The sequence below is a fragment of the Achromobacter mucicolens genome (genome assembly GCF_029866465.1).
Classification (GTDB): Bacteria; Pseudomonadota; Gammaproteobacteria; order Burkholderiales; family Burkholderiaceae_B; genus Achromobacter; species Achromobacter mucicolens.
Genome location: NZ_CP123364.1, coordinates 2,239,480 through 2,257,203, shown reverse-complemented (window position 1 = coordinate 2,257,203; position 17,724 = coordinate 2,239,480). Strand labels below are relative to the sequence as shown.

Below are 17,724 nucleotides of genomic sequence, written 5' to 3'. Positions count from 1 at the left end.
CGGCGCTATTCCCAGATGCGCCGCCGGCTGCCGGCCAGCCCCCCGGGAGCAGCCGCCTCAGCCCGCCGCCTGAGCCACCCGGCCGCTGGCGGCGTGGCCGTCCAGGGTGGCCTGAAAGCGCGCGTAATCCAGCCCGATGCGCACGGCGCCCCAGTGTTCCGGCCCCAGATAAATGGGCAGGGAAATGTCGTTGACGATCTCGCCGGTGTCGCGGAAATACGTCTGGAACAACTGCGCGCCGGTGTTGGCGGCCAGCCGGGCGCCCACGGGGTCGTCGAAGATGCGCTTGTTGCGCACCCGCGCGATGTCGACCTTCGGATCGCCGGTCGGCGCCAGCGAGAACCGGCTGTTGTGAGCGGGCGCGTAGCCCCGGTTATCCACCAGAATCGTATAGATGGCGCCCGGCACGGCTTCCAGCACGCTGTCGAGCAGCCGCGTGAGCGGCTCGTCGATCGCGCGGTCGTAAGCCGTGTGATAACGCGGCGGCTCGCTGCCGGCAATGCGCTGGTGATGGCGGTCGAACACGTCCACGCCGCGCCGCCGGGCGTCCTGCAGCAGACCGGCCGCCGCACCGGCAAACGCCTCCAGCGATTCCGACAGGCTGTCGAACGCGGTGCCACCCGTGCGCATGTCGGCCAGCACTTCCTGCACGCTTTCGGTCTGCCGCCGGATGCGATCGATCTCGCCCGACATGCTGCCCACGCGTTCCAGCACGTCTGCGCTCAAGGCCGCGATGCGCCCGACCTCCTCACTCATGCCGTGGTTGGTGGCATCGACCTCGCCGATGGCCTGGACCACGTCGCTCACCTGCCGGTTCATGCTGTCGAAGTCGCGCACGAAGCGCTCGAAGCCGCGGGAGGTCCGGTCCAGCACCGCGCCCGAGGCGTCCACGTCCTCGCGCAGCGTGCCCGTCTGGCGCTGCGTGGCGCCAACCAGGTCGAGCATCTGCGTCGTGTGGCGGCCGATGTCGCTGGTGGCGGTGTTCACGCGCTCAGCCAGCCGGCCGACCTCGCTGGCCACCACCGCGAAACCGCGGCCCGCGTCCCCAGCCCGGGCGGCCTCCACGCCGGCGTTCAAGGCAAGCAGCTGCGTCTGCAGCGCAATGCCCTTGATTGTCTTGCTGATGTCGCCCACCGACTGCGCGCGCGCCGCCAGTTGCCCCACCACTTCGGTGAAGGCGGCCATCTCATGCGTCATCCGGTCCACGCGCGTCTTGACCTCGGTCAGCTCGGCCAGCGCCTGCCGCGCCGCCTGCAGGTTCTGGCCCGACACCGCGGCAATGTCGCGGGCGTGGGTGGAGGTCGACGCAGACAGATCGGCGATCTGCGCCCCGCTGGCCGCCAGGGCCTCGGCCGCCCTCGCCTGCTCGCGCGCCAGCAATGAGCAGCGCCCCGCCTGGAATTGCGTGCGCGCCGCGTTCAGCGCAATCTCGATGCTGGATTGGCGCACGGTCATGATCCGAAGCCGGATCTGCGCCAGGAACCGGTAGAGCGGCCAGGCGGCCGGACTGAAGGACAAGGGGCGCTCGGACAGCACCGCGTCGCCGCGGTTGAGCCGACGCAACAATCCCCACATGCCGCCCAAGCGGAATACGGATCTGGCCATCATGAACCTCCTCTCCCTGACCCGGACCGCCTGCGTTGGGCATCCGTGGTCTGGCGCGCTGGGCGCGCCTTGTCTCGCGCTGCAAGGCCCCGATTATTGTTGGCAGGAGTCTATCGGCCAGCAGGCGTTTGCGCCCTTAGGGAATACGTCATGAGAAGGAGGGACACGCGCACGAGGCTGGCGCATGCGGGCGGAAAGACGCCGTCTTTCCGCCGCCGGCGGACATCGCGGGCAGCGGGCTCAGAAGCCCAGGCTGGCCAGCAGGTCGTCGACCTGATCCTGGCTGGTGACCACGTCGGTCTTGCCCTGCGGGTTGATCTGCGGGCCGTTGAGCAGGCTGTTGGCTTCGTCGCGGCGCTCTTGCGGCACATTGTCCAGCAGCACCTGCAGCAGTTCGCGTTCGATGGCGCCCACCACGTCCATCATGCGCATGATGACCTGGCCCGTAAGGTCCTGGAAATCCTGCGCCATGATGATTTCCATGAGCTTGGACTGCGTCTGCTGGGTCTGCTTGGGCACGTCGGCCAGGAAGGCACGCGTGTCCTTCACCAATTCGCGCGCTTGCGGCATTTCCAGCGGCTGGTCGTACCACTCTTGCCAGCGGCTATCCAGCGCCTGCGCCGAACGGGCCATGTTGTCCTGGATCGGACCGGCCTGTTCCGTGGCGTTGAGCACGCGGTTGGCGGCCTGCTCGGTCATCTGCGCCACGTACCGCAAGCGGTCGCGGGCGTCGGGAATCGCGTTGGCGGCATCCTTGATCGCCTGGTCCAGGCCCAGCTCGCGCATGCTGTCGCGCAACATGCGCGTCAGCGAGGCGATGCGATGGATCAGGTCGGGCGACTCTGTCGGGTCAACTGTTTCCGTTGAGCTCATCGCACACCTCAGCCGCCAATCTTTTCGAAGATCTTGTTCAGCTTTTCCTCCAGCGTCGCCGCGGTGAAAGGCTTGACCACGTAACCGTTGGCGCCCGCCTGAGCGGCGGCAACGATGTTTTCCTTCTTGGCTTCTGCCGTCACCATCAGCACCGGCAGCGATGCCAGCGACGCGTCGGCGCGGATCTGCTTGAGCATCTCCAGGCCGTCCAGGTTCGGCATGTTCCAGTCGGACACCACGAACTGGAAGCCGCCATTGCGCAGCTTCTCCAGGCCAATGGCGCCGTCCTCTGCCTCATCCACGTTTTCGAAACCCAGCTCCTTGAGCAGGTTGCGGATGATCCGCCGCATGGTGGGGAAGTCATCCACCACCAGAATCTTCAGGCCCTTGTCTACCATCTTTCACTCCAGAAAAAATTTGCTTGAGATCGATCGTGGCGTCAGCCCGCGTTAAACGCGGTGCCCACGGTCGCCCAGGCGAGTCAGAATGCGTTCGCTCATCGCCGACAACGGCACCACTTCACTTGCAGCCCCGATAGCGATGGCCTCGCGGGGCATGCCGAAGACCACGCAGCTTGCTTCGTCCTGCGCGATCGTGTGCGCGCCCGCCCGGTGCATGGCCAGCATGCCGGTGGCGCCATCCTTGCCCATGCCCGTCAGGATCACGCCGATGGCGTTCTTGCCCGCCGCGACGGCCGCGGAGTTGAACAGCACGTCCACGGACGGACGGTGGCGGTTGACCGGTTCGCTGGCTTCCAGCTCGATGACGTAGTTGGCGCCGCTGCGGCCCAGGCGCATGTGCATTTCACCGCCCGGGGCCAGGTACACGTGACCGGGCAGCACGCGCTCGCCATGCACGGCCTCGCGGACGGTCACAGCGCACAGGGCGTCCAGGCGCTGCGCGAACGACCGCGTGAAGCCGGCCGGCATGTGCTGCGTGATCAGGATCGCGGGGCTGTCCGGCGGCAACGGCTGCAGGACTTCGCGGATGGCCTCGGTGCCGCCAGTGGATGCGCCGACGATCACGAGCTTTTCCGAGCTGGACAGCGGACGGCGCAGCATGGGCGCCGGCGCGGCCTGCGCCGTATGGGGCGTCGGGGCGCGCAGCTTGGCGCGCGACGCGGCGCGGATCTTGTCGGCGATGAGTTCCGTGTATTCAAGCAGCCCGTCGCGGATGCCCAGCTTGGGCTTGGTCACGAAGTCGATCGCGCCCAATTCCAGCGCGCGCAGCGTGATTTCGCCGCCACGCTCAGTCAGCGACGACACCATCACCACCGGCATGGGGCGAAGGCGCATCAGCTTTTCCAGGAAATCCAGCCCGTCCATGCGGGGCATTTCCACGTCCAGCGTCAGCACGTCAGGGTTGTGGCGCTTGATGAGCTCGCGGGCGACCAGCGGATCGGGCGCGGTCGCAACCACTTCCATATCCGGCTGGCTGTTGATGATCTCGGTCATCAGGCCGCGCACCAGCGCGGAGTCATCCACACACAAAACGCTAATTTTCTTCATCTTGTTTGCTGCCCTGGCCCGGTCAGGCCTTATTTGCGCATTCATAGACCGTCTGCCCGCGCAGACGGAAATCGCGGCTGATGTACGTGAAGTTCTCGGAATGGCCGGCAAACAGCAGGCCGCCCGGCTTCATGAGCGGCACAAACCGCTCCAGGATCTTGGCCTGCGTCGGCTTGTCGAAATAGATCATGATGTTGCGGCAGAAGATCACGTCGAACTTCTCGGTGATTCCCCACGACGGCGACAACAGGTTCAGCGTCTCGTAGCGCACCATCTCGGCGATCTCGGGGCGCACCCGCACGTGCCCTTCGTTCGCGCCGCGGCCCTTCAGGAAAAACCGGCGCAGGCGCTCGGTCTCCATCTTCGCGACACGTTCGTTCGGATAGACGCCCGTGCGCGCGCGCTGCAGCACATTGGTGTCGATGTCGGTCGCCAGCACGGTGGAACCCGCGCCCCGGGGCCCCAGGGCCTCGGTCAGCGTGATGGCGATCGAGTAAGGTTCTTCGCCCGTCGAGGCCGCGCAGCACCAGACCGAAACCGGCCCGCCGCGCTTCTTCGCGAAGTCGGCAAGGATGGGAAAGTGATGCGATTCGCGGAAAAACGCGGTCAGGTTCGTCGTGAGCGCGTTGATGAAATCTTCCCACTCCGCCGAGTCAGGCTCGTTCTCCAGGCTATCCAGATAGCTGGCGAAATCCTGCCCGCCCAGCGCACGCAGGCGGCGCGCAAGGCGGCTGTAGACCATCTCGCGCTTGTGCGTGCCCAGCGAAATGCCGGCCCGCGCGTGGATCATCTTGCGGACGCGGGAAAAGTCCGCGTCCCGGAAATCAAACTGGCGGTCCACCGGAATGGACGGCGCCGTATTCGCCGAAGTTGCCACGCGTATCCTCAGCGTCCCAGTGCAGGCGCATCGGGCGCATGCAGACGGGCGTCGTCATAGGTGGCGTGCACCGAAGACAGCCGATGCGCCGGCACTTCGATGACCTCGCCCGTGTTGATCTTGAATACGGCCACTGCTTCGGCGAGGCGCTGGGCCTGCTCCTGCAGCGAGCCGGCGGCGGCCGCGGCCTCTTCCACCAGCGCCGCGTTCTGCTGCGTCACTTCATCCATCTGCGACACCGCGCGGTTCACCTGGTCGATGCCGCTGGACTGCTCTTCGGACGCCGCCGAGATCTCGCCCATGATGTCCGTCACGCGTTTTACCGACGCCACGATTTCCTGCATCGTGGAACCGGCGCGTTCGACCTGCTGAGAACCGGCGCCCACCTTGGTCACGGAGTCCTCGATCAGGCCCTTGATTTCCTTGGCCGCCTGCGCGCTGCGCTGGGCCAGCGAGCGCACTTCGCCCGCCACCACGGCAAAGCCCTTGCCCTGCTCACCCGCGCGCGCAGCTTCCACCGCGGCATTCAGCGCCAGGATGTTGGTCTGGAACGCGATGCCGTCGATGACCGAGACAATCTCGGAAATCTTGCGCGAGCTGGCAGAGATGCCTTCCATGGTGTGCACCACTTCCGACACCGCCGCGCCACCGCGCTCGGCCACGTCCGACGCGCTGGCCGCCAACTGGTTGGCCTGGCGCGCGTTGTCCGCGTTCTGCTTGACGGTCGAGGCCAGCTCTTCCATCGAGGCGGCGGTCTCTTCCAGCGAGGCCGCCTGCTGCTCTGTGCGGCTGGACAGATCCGTGTTGCCCGCGGCGATCTCGTGCGAGCCCACGTTGATTTCGTCCACGCCACGGCGCACCGAAGCCACCGTGCGCGTCAGGCTTTCCTGCATGCGCTTGAGCGCCGCAAACAGCTGGCCAATTTCATTCGTGTTGCTGACCTCGACGCGGGCGGTCAGGTCGCCGCTGGCGATGCGGTCGAAATGATGGCCGGCTTCCTTGAGCGGCTGCAGCACGCGGCGGCGCAGGAAGACATACGTGGCAAAGACCAGCAGCGCGGCGATGATGCCGCCGGCGCTCACCGCCATCAGCACGAACTGGTAGCGCACCTGTGCAACTTCAAAGGCGTCCATCATCTTGCTGGCGCGCCAGAAATCGAAGCCTTCAACCGCGCGTGCAAAGCTGCCTTCCAGCGCGTCCTGCACTTTCTGGATCTGCGTCTGGTAGGCCGGCATGTCGGCCTTTTCCAGCGCGCCGATCAGCGGCGTGATGCCTTGCTGCAAGAGGGCCGTGTAAGAATCGTCGATTTCCTTGAGCGCCTCGGCCGCCTCGGCGGGACGCGGCAGCGTCTTGTAGAAATCGAACTCGGCCTGGCCCTTGTTCTGCGACGCCTTGGCCCGCTCCAGAAGGCCTGCGGCCTCGCTGGACAGCCCCTGCGCCAACAAGGTCGGCTGGCCGATGCTGCGCACGATGTCCGCATAGTTGGAGGACGCGGCACGGCCCAGGCCGTTCAGGGTGTCCTTGTAGCTGGATACGACGCGGCTGACGGCGTCGTCCAATTCCTGCGATTGCTTGATTTCGGCCAGCGTCCCGTTGCTGATGCGCAACGACAGCACGCCCAGCGCGGCACCGATCACCAACATGAATGAGAAGAACGCCAGCACCCACAACAGGCTGCTGCGTATCGTCATGTTCGCGAAAAACTTGCGCATCACAAGAACCATCCCTTGACTGCAATCGTTAAAGGAAAGCGCCACATCGCGATCAATATGGCGCCTTTACCCCGCATTCCGGCCGAACTCCGATCAGGAGGCGACCTTCTCCACCAGCGCCATTTCGTCGCTGGTCATCAGCTTTTCAATGTCCACCAGGATCAGCATCCGCTCGTCCACGGTACCCAGACCCGTCAGGTACTCGGTCGACAGCGTGGCGCCGAACTCGGGCGCCGGACGAACCTGGCCGGCGTTCAGCATCAGCACGTCCGACACGCCGTCCACCACGATGCCCACGACACGGCGGTCGAGGTTCAGGATGATGACGACGGTCTGCTCGTTGTATTCGACGCGGCCCAGGTTGAACTTGATGCGCAGGTCGACGATCGGCACGATGATGCCGCGCAGGTTCGTCACGCCCTTGATGAAGGGCGGGACATTCGCGATACGGGTGACCGTGTCGGCGTCGTAGCCGCGGATCTCCTGCACCTTCAGGATGTCGATGCCGTATTCTTCGTCGCCCAGCGTGAAGACCAGGAATTCGCTGCCGACATCTTCATTGCGCGCGGCTTGCGCTTGCGGTTTGGCTGCCATGATTTTTAGAGCTCCATCAATTCAGAACGGCTTCGGGCTGCGACCAGCGTTCCCGGTTGGCGCGCGCGAGCGCAAATACGTCGACAATCAGGGCCACGCTGCCATCGCCAAGAATGGTGGCGGCGGAAATGCCCGGGACCTTGCGGTAATTCGATTCCAGATTCTTCACCACGACCTGGTGCTGCCCGATCAGGTGATCGACCAGCAGCGCAAAGCGGCGGTCCTCGGCCTGCATGATGACGGCGATCGCCTGGGTGGGATCGGTCTGGGCTTCGCCCACCGAGAACACCCGGTGCATCTCGACCAGCGGCAGGTATTCGCCACGCACATGCATGACGCGTTCGTTGCCGGCGACCGAGTAGATCTGGTCATTGGTGGGCTGCAGCGATTCGGTAACGTGGTTCAGCGGCAGGATGAAGGTCTCTTCACCCACGCGCACCGACATGCCGTCCAGAATGGCCAGCGTCAGCGGCAGCACGATGCGCGTCGTGGTGCCGTGGCCCGGCTCGCACGACAGCTGCACGTGGCCGCCCATGTCCTGGATGTTCCGGCGCACCACGTCCATGCCCACGCCGCGGCCGGAGATGTCCGTGACCTTCTCGGCGGTGGAGAAGCCGGGCGCGAAAATCAGCTGCCAGATCTCGTCGTCGGGCGAATTCTCGTTGACGGCCAGGCCTTGCGACATGGCCTTCTTCAGGATCTTTTCGCGGCTCAGGCCGCCACCGTCGTCGCTGACTTCGATGACGATGTTGCCGCCGTTGTGTTGCGCGGACAGCACCAGCTGGCCGACCGGATCCTTGCCCGCGGCGATCCGCTTTTCAGGCGTTTCGATGCCGTGGTCCAGGCTGTTGCGCACCAGGTGGGTCAGCGGGTCGATGATGCGTTCGATCAGGCTCTTGTCCAGCTCGGTCGCGCGGCCGTAGGTCTGCAGTTCGATCTGCTTGCCCATCTTGCCGGCAATGTCGCGCACCAGGCGCGGGAAGCGGCTGAACACGTAATCCATCGGCATCATGCGGATCGACATGACGGCTTCCTGCAGATCGCGCGCGTTGCGCTCGAGCTGCTCCATGCCGTTCAGCAGGCGATCGTGCAGCACCGGATCCAGCGTGGAGGCGGTCTGCGCCAGCATGGCCTGCGTGATGACCAGTTCGCCCACCAGGTTGATCACCTGGTCGACCTTCTCAACGCCGACACGGATCGACGTCGATTCCTTGTCCGCGTGCGCGGCAGCGGACGCAGCGGGACGCGCGGCGCGGGCAGCCGGGGCGCCGGCTTCAGCGGCAGCGGGTTCTGCGGCGTGCGCTTCCGGCGCTTCGGCCACGACCGGCGCTGCGGCGGGGGCCGGCTGCGCTACGGGCGCGGCGGGCGCCGCTTCGGCGGCCGCCGGTGCGGCGTCGCCGCCTGCCGGCGCGGCTTCACGAGCGATGCTCAGCTGGTCGCCGTCGACGATGAAGCAGCACACGGCCTCGATGTCTTCCGGCGTGCAGGTGCTGTCCACCCACACCGTCAGCACGCCGTTGGCGCGTTCGCTTGCCTTGACGTTGCCCAGGTTGCCCATCTCTTCGAGCAGGGACGCGGCGTCCTTGTCCGACACCTTGGTGATGCGCACGCGCAGCGGCAGGCCGTCCTGCGAACCGGACGCCGCGGCCGGAGCCGCCGGCTCGGCGGGCGCGGCCGGCGCGGGCTGGGGCGCCTGCTGCACCGGGGCGGGCGCCGGCGCCGGCGCGGCGGCCGGCGCAGCGGGCGCGGGTGCAGCAGCGGCGGCCGCGGCGGGATCCTTATGCTCCAGCGCAAGCTGCCTCAGTACGGCGCAAATACGCTCAAACACGGCGTCATCGGGCTCTTCGGAGGCCCGATAGGCGTCCAGTTGGCTTTTGAGCACGTCTTTCGTTTCCAAGAAAATATCAATCATGTCCGTGCGCAGCGCCATTTCGCCACGCCGGATCGCGTCCAGAAGGTTCTCAAGCAGATGGGTCGTGCCCGCCAGCTGGTTGAAACAGCCGAACGTCGCCGCACCACCCTTGATCGAATGCGCCGCGCGAAAGATGGCGTTGAGCTGCTCGATGTCGGGCGAGCCCACATCGAGCTCGAGCAACAGCTGCTCCATTTGCGCAAGCAGTTCGTCCGCCTCGTCGAAAAAGGTCTCGTAAAACTGACTGAGGTCCAAACCAGAACTCATGACCCGTACGCCTTTCTAAATGAACCTGCTACGCGCCGGCCTGCTCGTCGAGCAGCTCGGTCGCCAATTCCACCAGCACATCGGGATCCACCGGCTTGGAAAGCCAGCCGCAAACGCCCAGATCCCGGGCTGCCATCTTGCTGTCCACGTCGTCCTCGGTGGTCAGCACCAGCACCGGCACATCCATGTACCGGTCCTCTTCGCGCAACCCCTGGATCAACTCCAGACCGCCCTTCACAGGCATGTTCCAGTCGCTGACGACCAGGTCCACCGGGTTGGCCATCGCCACCTCGAGCGCTTCCTGGCCATTGCAGGCCGTCAACACCTTCCAGCCTGCGCCGGTCAGCGTCGCCTGAACGATCATCCGCATGGTCGTGGAATCGTCCGCCACGAGTATCGTCGCCGTCATTGCTGTCGAACCCCTTCAGCGGGCGGGGTGTTCACCGCCTCGCCCTGCTTGGTTGCCGTTGCGGCCTTGCCGGCGGCTTGCACCGCCTGCACGGCCGTTCCCACCTCGCGCGCATCCTTGGCGCTCAAATCCGCGGCTGCGGCGTTCTCGCTCTCGATGCGCTTCTGGGTGCTTTGGTTGAGCACCACCAGGCTGATGCGTCTATTAACGGCTGCATACGGATCATCTTTAACCAGACTCATGCTGGAAGACAGACCCTGGATGCGCATGACCTTGCTTTCGTTCATGCCGCCCGCCACCAGTTCCTGGCGCGAGGCGTTCGCCCGGTCGGCCGAAAGCTCCCAGTTGCTATAGGCTCGCTCGCCGCGCGCATACTGCGACGCGTCGGTATGACCCGAGATGCTGACCTTGTTGGGCAGTTCATTGAGCACCGGCCCCAGCTCGCGCAGGATGTCGCGCATATACGGCTGCACTTCGGCGCGGCCGGTCGCGAACATCGGACGGTTCTGGTTGTCGATGATCTGGATGCGCAGGCCTTCGGTCGTCAGGTCGATGAGCAGCTGCGGCCGGAAGGATTTCAGGACGGGGCTGGTCTCGATGACGTTCTCGAGGCGCTTCTTGAGGTTTTCCAGGCGATGCTGCTCGCGGCGCTCGGCGTCACCCATGGGCTGGGATTCGACCCGGTTGCCCTGGCCGCGGCGGACGTCGCCTTCGCTGCGCAACGGATCCTGCCCGCCGCCCGGCACGGCACTGGTTTCGGCCGAGCTGCTGGGCCCGCCCGTGATGGCGACGCGCAGCGGCATGCGGAAGTATTCCGCAATCCCCTTGAGTTCTTCCTTCGGCACGATGCTGACCAGCCACATCACCAGGAAGAACGCCATCATCGCCGTAATGAAGTCGGCGTACGCGATCTTCCAGCTGCCCCCGTGGTGCCCGCCGCCCTTGACCTTCTTGCGGCGGATCACCACACGGTGATTATTTACCGTGCTCATGGCCCGCTCCGTCAGGCCTTGCCGGTCGACTTGGTCTGGCGCACGTGCTCTTCCAGCTCACCGAAGGTGGGCCGGACCGCCGAGAACAGCACCTTGCGGCCGAATTCCACCGCAAGCTGAGGCGGATAGCCGTTCATGCTGGCCAGCAGCGTCGTCTTGATGCACTCAAGCACCTTCATGGCCTCGTCCGTGCGGCGCTCTACGCGGGAGGCCAGCGGACCGACGAAACCATAAGCCAGCAAAATACCCAGGAACGTGCCGACCATGGCCTTGGAGATCAGGTCGCCCAGGATGGCGGGCGGCTGGTCCACGGCCGCCAGCGCCTTGATCACGCCCAGCACTGCGGCCACGATACCGAACGCAGGCAAGCCGTCGGCCATCTGCTGCAGCGCATGAGCCGGCACTTCGCGCTCGTGGCGGTAGGTTTCGATTTCCTCGTCCATGAGCGTCTCGATTTCAAACGAGCTCATGTTGCCGCTGATCATGATGCGCAGGTAGTCCGTGATGAACTCCATGAGCTTCTCGTCTTTGGCGATACGGGGATATTCGCTGAAGATCGGGCTGGAGCCCGGATCCTCGATGTGCGATTCGATGGCCATCAGGCCTTCGCGGCGCGCCTTGTTCAGCAATACGTACAGGAGCGCCATCAGCTCCATGTAGACGTCCTTGCCGTAGCGCGAACTCTTGAGCGCGTCGGGGAGCGCCTTCTTGACCAGCATCAGCGACTTCTTGCTGTTGCCCGCCAGGAAAGCCCCGAACGCCGCGCCGAAGATCAGCGTCAGCTCGAAGGGCTGGTAGAGCGCGCCCAAGTGTCCGCCCAGCGCCATGAAGCTGCCGACGACCGACACGATCACCACAAGAAAACCGATAACAATCAACACAACGGGCCCCTGCCAACGAAGTCTATAACTTGCGTCAATGATCCCCTGTCCCCCCTGCCCCAAAAAGGCGGGTTAGGGGGTGTTTTCCAGGGCTTTTGATGTATTTGGACGCCCGATCAGGTCGGAGCGGCGGTCGCAATGGGGGCTGCACGGGTGCCGGCACGTGCCTTGGCGGCCGCGCGCGTCTTGCCCGCGCGGGGTGGCGGACGGCAGATGGCACACACAAAATCCGATTGGGGATCATGGGCATGGGCAATGAAATGGCCGCCACACTGCCGGCACGCAGATAGCTGCAGCATGCCGCTGTCGAAGAATCGCACCAGCATCCACGCCCGGGTAAAGCTCAGGACGGGCTCGGCATCCGCGGCTTCCTGGCCCGCGTTTTCGAGATACAGGCGATACGCGTCGATGGTGGCGCGTATGCCTTTGCTGGTGGTGCGCGTATTCAGAAACGAATACACGTTATAGAAGAGAGAGGAATGGATATTCGGCAGCCAGGTCATGAACCAGTCGACCGAAAAAGGCAGCATGCCCTTGGGTGGCGAGCAGCCGCGGATCTCGCGATACAGGCGGGCGAGGCGATCGTGGCTGAGGCTGGTTTCAGCCTCAAGCACCTGAAGGCGCGCGCCCAGCGTAATCATGGAGCTGGCAAGCAGGATGTCGTCCGCTTCCTGGGAAACGCTCTTGGAGGCCATGACAGGTGTGTCCGAGTGGGATTCGCGGGCCGTCAGGCCAGTTCTTCGACAGGCTGCTTGGCGAGCAGGATGGTGGCGTGGGCTTGTTGCAGCGCACCACCCAACACATCATGGGTCAGCGCCGACAGCAGGCTGTAATCATCGAAACGGAAGCGGCAGAGCAGCGAGCTGGAGCTGGCCAGTTTTACCAGTTGCGCCGGCGAAAGGCGCATGAGAATGTCAGCGACTTCATTGCTGAACCCCAGGCGGAACATCGATGCGGCATAGTCATCACGCAACATCCGCTGAGCCAGTAACAAATATGACAGATTCACTTCGCGAATATCTGCCAGCAAAGAATTTTCGACTTGTTGCACGCCGTACTCCCTATCCCTATCCCACCCGAGGGGCTTGATTACTCATAGCGCAGGCAACGTGTGTTGCCTGTCCGCTCGCTGCATCCTGTTTTAATGCGAAATGTATCATTTGTTCGCAATTTAAGTAAAATTTACCACAGGTCATGTCATTTTCTATGACTTATATGACAAATCTTTGTTGATGTTGCGCAACGTGCCTTTCTAGACACACCTTGACATACAAGTTCGTGACAAATTTTGGTCAATTTGCCAAATAAGCATTCAAAACGTTGCGTACTTCCTGAAATGAACGGCCGCCCATTGCCGACAATGCCATCTTGACGATTCCCTAGATTCGCCCGCATCACCGTAGCCGCGCTTGTCGACAATGTCGCAAATTGACAACATCGACCGCGCTTCACGATCGACTCCGCCAGAATTCCCGCAATGCCCCACGCAGATGACAGCCTGGTCGAATATGCGCCGCTAGTTCGGAAGCTGGCCCTGCAATTGCTCGCCCGTTTACCCGCCAGCGTCGAACTCGATGACCTGATACAGGCCGGCATGATCGGCCTGCTCGACGCCGTCCGCCGTTACCAGGAAACCGCGGACGCTCAGTTCGAGACCTACGCCACGACGCGCATTCGCGGCGCGATGCTCGATGAGCTTCGCGGCCAGGATTGGCTGCCGCGCAGCGTGCGCACGAAAGCCCGCAAGATCGAACAGGCGATCCAGTTTCTGGAACAGCGTTTGATGCGCGCGCCGACCGAAGCCGAGATCGCCAAGCAGCTAGAGCTGCCGCTGGATGAATACCAGACGCTGCTGCACGACGCACAAGGCGTGCAGATCGTTCACTACGAAGACTTCACCACCGAGCCCGATTCGGCATCGGGTCAGGCGGACTGGTCCGCCACGCTGAATCACGGCGCGCCCAGCGGCAATCCGCTGGACTCGCTATTGGCCGGCGACTTCCGGCAGGCCTTGGTTCATGCCATCGACGCCCTGCCCGACCGCGAAAAGCTGTTGCTGTCGCTGTGTTACGAGCAGGGGCTGAACCTGAAGGAAATCGGCGCGATCATGAATGTGACCGAGGCGCGGGTGTGCCAATTGAGGTCGCAGGCGACGGCGCGGATACGCGCAAGGCTGAAGGATCAGGCCTGGCAGGAATTGCCGCAGGAAGGGCAGATCGCGCAGATCATCTGATTTTCCCCCGCGGCGGAATCGGGGCTATTTTCAGCCGGCACGGATTCAGGGGGAAAATCGGACCTTGTTCATGCCTTCCGGGTCGCAACGGGGCTGCTAGCCTTGCGGTCTAGCCCACAAACTTGTGCGCCGCGAACCGCGAGAGCCTCGCAGTGCACCACGACCCTCCCGGAATTTCGCCATGAGCGCACCCGACCGCTTGACGCAGGCCATTTCTGACGCCTACGACGAAACCCCCTATCTTTCCCTGCCGTTTTCCTACACGGCGCCCGGCAGCCTGCGCGCCGTGGCGCACCTGTATGGCATTTCCGCACCTGAATTGAATCGCGCGCGCGTGCTGGAACTCGGCTGCGCGGCGGGGGGCAATCTGCTGCCGTTCGCGATAGCGTATCCCGATGCCCGCGCGGTCGGCGTCGACCTGTCGCCCCAGCAGATCGAAGCGGGCCAGCGCGCGGCAGAGGCCGCCGGCGCACGCAATCTCGATCTGCACGCCATGAGCCTGACGGACATCACGCCCGAGTTCGGCACGTTCGACTTCATCATCTGCCACGGCGTCTTCAGCTGGGTGCCGCCGGAAGTGCGCGACGCGATCCTGCGCATCTGCAGGGAGAACCTCGCGCCCGAGGGCATCGCCTATATCAGTTACAACACCTACCCGGGCTGGAAGGCGTCGGATGTCCTTCGCGACGCCATGATGCTCAACAGTTTCGGGGCGCAATCGCCGCAAGAAAAGGTGGCGCGCGCCAAGGAGATGCTGAACCTGATTGAAAACGGCCTTTGGGAAAATAATCCCTTGCAGTCGGCGCTACGGCATTCCGCCCAGCAGTTGCGGGGGCAAAGCGATCACTACCTGCTTCACGAATACCTGGAAGCCGTCAACACGCCCTGCTATTTCCTGGAGTTTGCCGCCGCAGCCCAGCAGGCCGGCTTGGCCTACCTGACGGATGCCGAACCGCAATTATCCTTTCCCTCGACGTATGGCTCTCGGGTTGCGCTGGGCCTGAATGGGCTGGCAGTGAACGCCGGCCGCGAGATGCGCGAACAGTATCTGGACTTCGCCATCGGCCGCTCGTTCCGCAAGAGCCTGCTGATTCACGCCGAGCGGGCCGACGCAATCCTTGAGCAGCCGGAGGGCAGCGCTTTCACAGGCATGCACCTGGCGGCCGACCTGCGCCTGCAGGCCGGCGCCGCGGCGCCTGCGCAGCAACGGCAGTACCTCACGGCGCGGGGCGCGACACTGACGTCGCACGACCCGATTGCGCATACGCTGATGGACCTGCTGGGCCAGTCCTGGCCGCAGTCGGTGTCGTTCGAAGCCATCCGCGAGGCCGCGAGCAAGCATGCACCCGCCGCCACGCAGGACGAGATGACAGCAGCGTTGCTGGCCCATGTCATCGCGCTGGTGCAATCGAATGCGCTGCACTACCGCCTTGAGCCTGCGCAATACCAGGCCCCGCAATCCAAGCCGGCGCTCATCGCGGGCGCCCTTGATCTGCTGCCCGAAGCCACCCGCCAGAACACACAGGTCAGCCTGCACAATCTTTGGCACCAGGGCGTGACGCCGCCGGCCGATCCGCTGAGCCGGCACATCATGACCCTGATGGACGGATCCCGAAGCGCGATCGAACTGCGCAGCGCCGTGCGTGATGCGCTGACGACCGGAAAGCATCCGCATCCGAATGGCCAATCGTATAAGGGCGCCCGCAATCTGGAGCCCGTCGCCCAGGAATTCTTGAATTCCCTGCTGGCTGAACTGCGCCGCAGCGGCCTGTTGCTGAACTGAAAGCCGTGCCCCCTGCCGGCTCGCCCATAGGGCGCCGGCAGGAAAACCAGGCGTCCATCGGCCAAATTTACGATTGCCAAAAAAAAAACCTAAAGATTGATTTTGGACTGCCGTAATCCTGGCAACGGAGAAATTCGAAGACACAAGTCAAAGAATTCTTCCCGTTACAAAGATGGGCGGCCCCGCTGCCCGGTTTGAAGAAGCCTTTCTCTCTTGGGAGCCTAAACATGGCTGCAGTCATCAATACCAACTACTTGTCGCTCGTTGCTCAGAACAACCTGAACAAGTCGCAATCCGCCCTCGGTACCGCCATCGAACGCCTGTCGTCGGGCCTGCGCATCAACAGCGCCAAGGACGACGCCGCCGGTATGGCCATTGCCAACCGCTTCACCGCGAACGTCAAGGGCCTGACCCAAGCCGCTCGTAACGCCAACGACGGCATCTCGCTGGCTCAGACGACCGAAGGCGCCGCCTCGGAAGTCAACACCCACCTGCAACGCGTTCGCGAACTGTCCGTGCAAGCCGCCAACGGCAGCTACTCGCAAGAACAGCTGAACTCGATGCAAGACGAAATCAACCAGCGTCTGTCGGACATCGATCGCATCTCGCAACAAACCGACTTCAACGGCGTGAAGGTTCTGTCGGATTCGGCCAAGCCCCTGACGCTGCAAGTCGGCGCCAACGACGGCGAAACGATCACCCTGAACCTGACCGAAATCAGCGTCAAGACCCTGGGTCTGGACGGCTTCAACGTCAACGGCTCGGGCGTGACCCAGAACCGTTCGGCCACCGTGTCGGATCTGCAAGCTGCTGGCGGCACCGCCGTTGGTAACGACTGGACGGTCACGACGACGCACGCTGCCGCCACCGCCGACCAAACGTTCGCCAAGCTGGAAAACGGCAACACCGTCAGCGTGGGCACCGGCGCCACCGGCGTCACCTACACGTACGACGCTGCCAACAAGAACTTCACGTTCACCGACAAGTCGGCTTCCGACGCTGCTGCCGTTACCGCCCTGGCCACCTCGCTGCGCCCGGCCACCGGCACCGTCTCGGCCACCTACACGCACAGCAACGGCTCGGCTTCGACCTCGTTTGACGTCGACGCGACCGGCAAGGTCACCATCGGCGGCCAAGACGCCTACCTGGACGCCGCTGGCAACCTGACCACCAACAGCTCCAGCGCCACGGCAGCTACGCTCGACTCCGTCATGGCTGCAGCCTCGAACGGCAGCGGCGGCGCCGGCAACTCGTCGGTCTCGATCGGCGGCAAGACGTACCAGAACACCGGCACGGCCAACCAACTGACGTTCACCAACACCATCGCTTCCGATGCGCTGCTGGCCAACGTCAAGGCCGACGCTACCGCCGGCAACGTGATCATCAAGCTGGGCCAAGGCATCACCAGCGCCAACGTCACGTTCACGAGCGGCAAGTCGACGACCACCTGGGTCGACGACAAGGGCACGTTCACGACGACCAAGACGTACGACACGACCTACACCGTTGACCCCAACACGGGCAAGGCCACGGTCAAGAGCGGCACGGGCACCGGCGACTACGAAGCTCAAGTCGGCAAGGAAGCCAAGGTCAACAGCTCCGGCAAGCTGACCACGGAAGACACCAGCAAGGGCACGAAGACGACCGATCCGATGAAGACGCTGGACGCCGCCTTCACGAAGCTGGACAAGCTGACCGGCGAACTGGGTGCTGTGCAGAACCGTCTGGAATCGACGATCGCCAACCTGAACAACGTGGTCAACAACCTCTCCAACGCTCGTTCGCGTATTCAAGACGCCGACTACGCCACGGAAGTGTCGAACATGTCCAAGGCTCAGATCCTGCAACAGGCTGGCACCTCGGTTCTGGCGCAAGCCAACCAAGTGCCGCAAACCGTGCTGTCGCTGCTGCGTTAATTCTCAGCAAGCAGTACGAACAGCCAGGAAAGCCACGGCTTTCCTGGCTGCAGACCGGGCAAGGTCCTTCGCGCCTTGCCCGATCGCCCCAAAAACCCGCCCCTGGCGGGTTTTTTTTCGTCTGCCGCACGCGGGACGCTTTGGGGAAAGTGGCGCTGAATT

The 17,724-nt window shown here is 64.0% G+C and carries 16 protein-coding genes; 3 read left to right on the top strand and 13 right to left on the bottom strand.

The window, feature by feature from the left end:
- Positions 1 to 57: 57 nt before the first annotated feature.
- The 13 genes from QEP15_RS10220 to flhD all read right to left on the bottom strand — a co-directional run bounded on the left by QEP15_RS10220 (position 58) and on the right by flhD (position 12,681).
- Positions 58 to 1,608, bottom strand: a complete 1,551-nt coding sequence (locus tag QEP15_RS10220; RefSeq protein ID WP_425285981.1) for a methyl-accepting chemotaxis protein — start codon at positions 1,606 to 1,608, stop codon at positions 58 to 60.
- A 237-nt stretch (positions 1,609 to 1,845) separates the two neighbouring features.
- The gene (cheZ, locus tag QEP15_RS10215; RefSeq protein ID WP_056316587.1) at positions 1,846 to 2,478 is read right to left on the bottom strand and encodes a protein phosphatase CheZ; all 633 of its coding nucleotides are present in this window, start codon (positions 2,476 to 2,478) and stop codon (positions 1,846 to 1,848) included.
- A gap of 8 nt (positions 2,479 to 2,486) precedes the next feature.
- Positions 2,487 to 2,876: a chemotaxis response regulator CheY gene (gene cheY, locus QEP15_RS10210; RefSeq protein ID WP_056316584.1), complete on the bottom strand. Its 390-nt coding sequence runs from the start codon at positions 2,874 to 2,876 to the stop codon at positions 2,487 to 2,489.
- A gap of 51 nt (positions 2,877 to 2,927) precedes the next feature.
- On the bottom strand, positions 2,928 to 3,986 hold the full coding sequence (locus QEP15_RS10205) for a protein-glutamate methylesterase/protein-glutamine glutaminase (protein WP_056316581.1): 1,059 nt from the start codon (positions 3,984 to 3,986) through the stop codon (positions 2,928 to 2,930).
- A gap of 22 nt (positions 3,987 to 4,008) precedes the next feature.
- Positions 4,009 to 4,863: a CheR family methyltransferase gene (locus QEP15_RS10200; RefSeq protein ID WP_056316578.1), complete on the bottom strand. Its 855-nt coding sequence runs from the start codon at positions 4,861 to 4,863 to the stop codon at positions 4,009 to 4,011.
- A gap of 8 nt (positions 4,864 to 4,871) precedes the next feature.
- Positions 4,872 to 6,575 (bottom strand): methyl-accepting chemotaxis protein, encoded by a 1,704-nt coding sequence (locus QEP15_RS10195; protein ID WP_280148749.1) that lies wholly within the window; start codon positions 6,573 to 6,575, stop codon positions 4,872 to 4,874.
- A 93-nt stretch (positions 6,576 to 6,668) separates the two neighbouring features.
- A complete protein-coding gene (gene cheW, locus QEP15_RS10190) occupies positions 6,669 to 7,169 on the bottom strand; it encodes a chemotaxis protein CheW (protein ID WP_056316575.1) in 501 nt (166 codons plus the stop codon).
- 16 nt (positions 7,170 to 7,185) lie between these two features.
- Positions 7,186 to 9,348 carry a chemotaxis protein CheA gene (gene cheA, locus QEP15_RS10185; protein ID WP_280148748.1) on the bottom strand — a complete coding sequence of 721 codons (2,163 nt, stop codon included), beginning with the start codon at positions 9,346 to 9,348 and terminating at the stop codon, positions 7,186 to 7,188.
- Positions 9,349 to 9,376: 28 nt separating this feature from the next.
- Complete coding sequence (locus QEP15_RS10180; RefSeq protein WP_056316568.1) at positions 9,377 to 9,757, bottom strand: response regulator; 381 nt, start codon at positions 9,755 to 9,757, stop codon at positions 9,377 to 9,379.
- On the bottom strand, positions 9,754 to 10,749 hold the full coding sequence (gene motB, locus QEP15_RS10175; protein ID WP_217617918.1) for a flagellar motor protein MotB: 996 nt from the start codon (positions 10,747 to 10,749) through the stop codon (positions 9,754 to 9,756). The genes QEP15_RS10180 and motB overlap by 4 nt, the downstream gene beginning before the upstream one ends.
- An 11-nt stretch (positions 10,750 to 10,760) precedes the next feature.
- Positions 10,761 to 11,630: a flagellar motor stator protein MotA gene (gene motA, locus QEP15_RS10170; protein ID WP_062840907.1), complete on the bottom strand. Its 870-nt coding sequence runs from the start codon at positions 11,628 to 11,630 to the stop codon at positions 10,761 to 10,763.
- A gap of 116 nt (positions 11,631 to 11,746) precedes the next feature.
- On the bottom strand, positions 11,747 to 12,325 hold the full coding sequence (gene flhC / locus QEP15_RS10165) for a flagellar transcriptional regulator FlhC (RefSeq protein WP_056316560.1): 579 nt from the start codon (positions 12,323 to 12,325) through the stop codon (positions 11,747 to 11,749).
- Positions 12,326 to 12,357: 32 nt separating this feature from the next.
- Complete coding sequence (gene flhD, locus QEP15_RS10160; protein ID WP_006219025.1) at positions 12,358 to 12,681, bottom strand: flagellar transcriptional regulator FlhD; 324 nt, start codon at positions 12,679 to 12,681, stop codon at positions 12,358 to 12,360.
- A 426-nt stretch (positions 12,682 to 13,107) separates the two neighbouring features.
- Here flhD and QEP15_RS10155 point away from each other — a divergent pair, with 426 nt between their 5' ends.
- From QEP15_RS10155 to QEP15_RS10145, 3 genes are all read left to right on the top strand, one after another.
- Entirely contained in the window at positions 13,108 to 13,863 is a 756-nt protein-coding gene (locus QEP15_RS10155) for an RNA polymerase sigma factor FliA (RefSeq protein ID WP_056316558.1), read from the top strand.
- 181 nt (positions 13,864 to 14,044) lie between these two features.
- Entirely contained in the window at positions 14,045 to 15,646 is a 1,602-nt protein-coding gene (locus QEP15_RS10150) for a methyltransferase regulatory domain-containing protein (RefSeq protein ID WP_280148747.1), read from the top strand.
- Between the two features lie 227 nt (positions 15,647 to 15,873).
- Positions 15,874 to 17,562 carry a flagellin N-terminal helical domain-containing protein gene (locus QEP15_RS10145; RefSeq protein ID WP_280148746.1) on the top strand — a complete coding sequence of 563 codons (1,689 nt, stop codon included), beginning with the start codon at positions 15,874 to 15,876 and terminating at the stop codon, positions 17,560 to 17,562.
- Positions 17,563 to 17,724 lie beyond the last annotated feature (162 nt).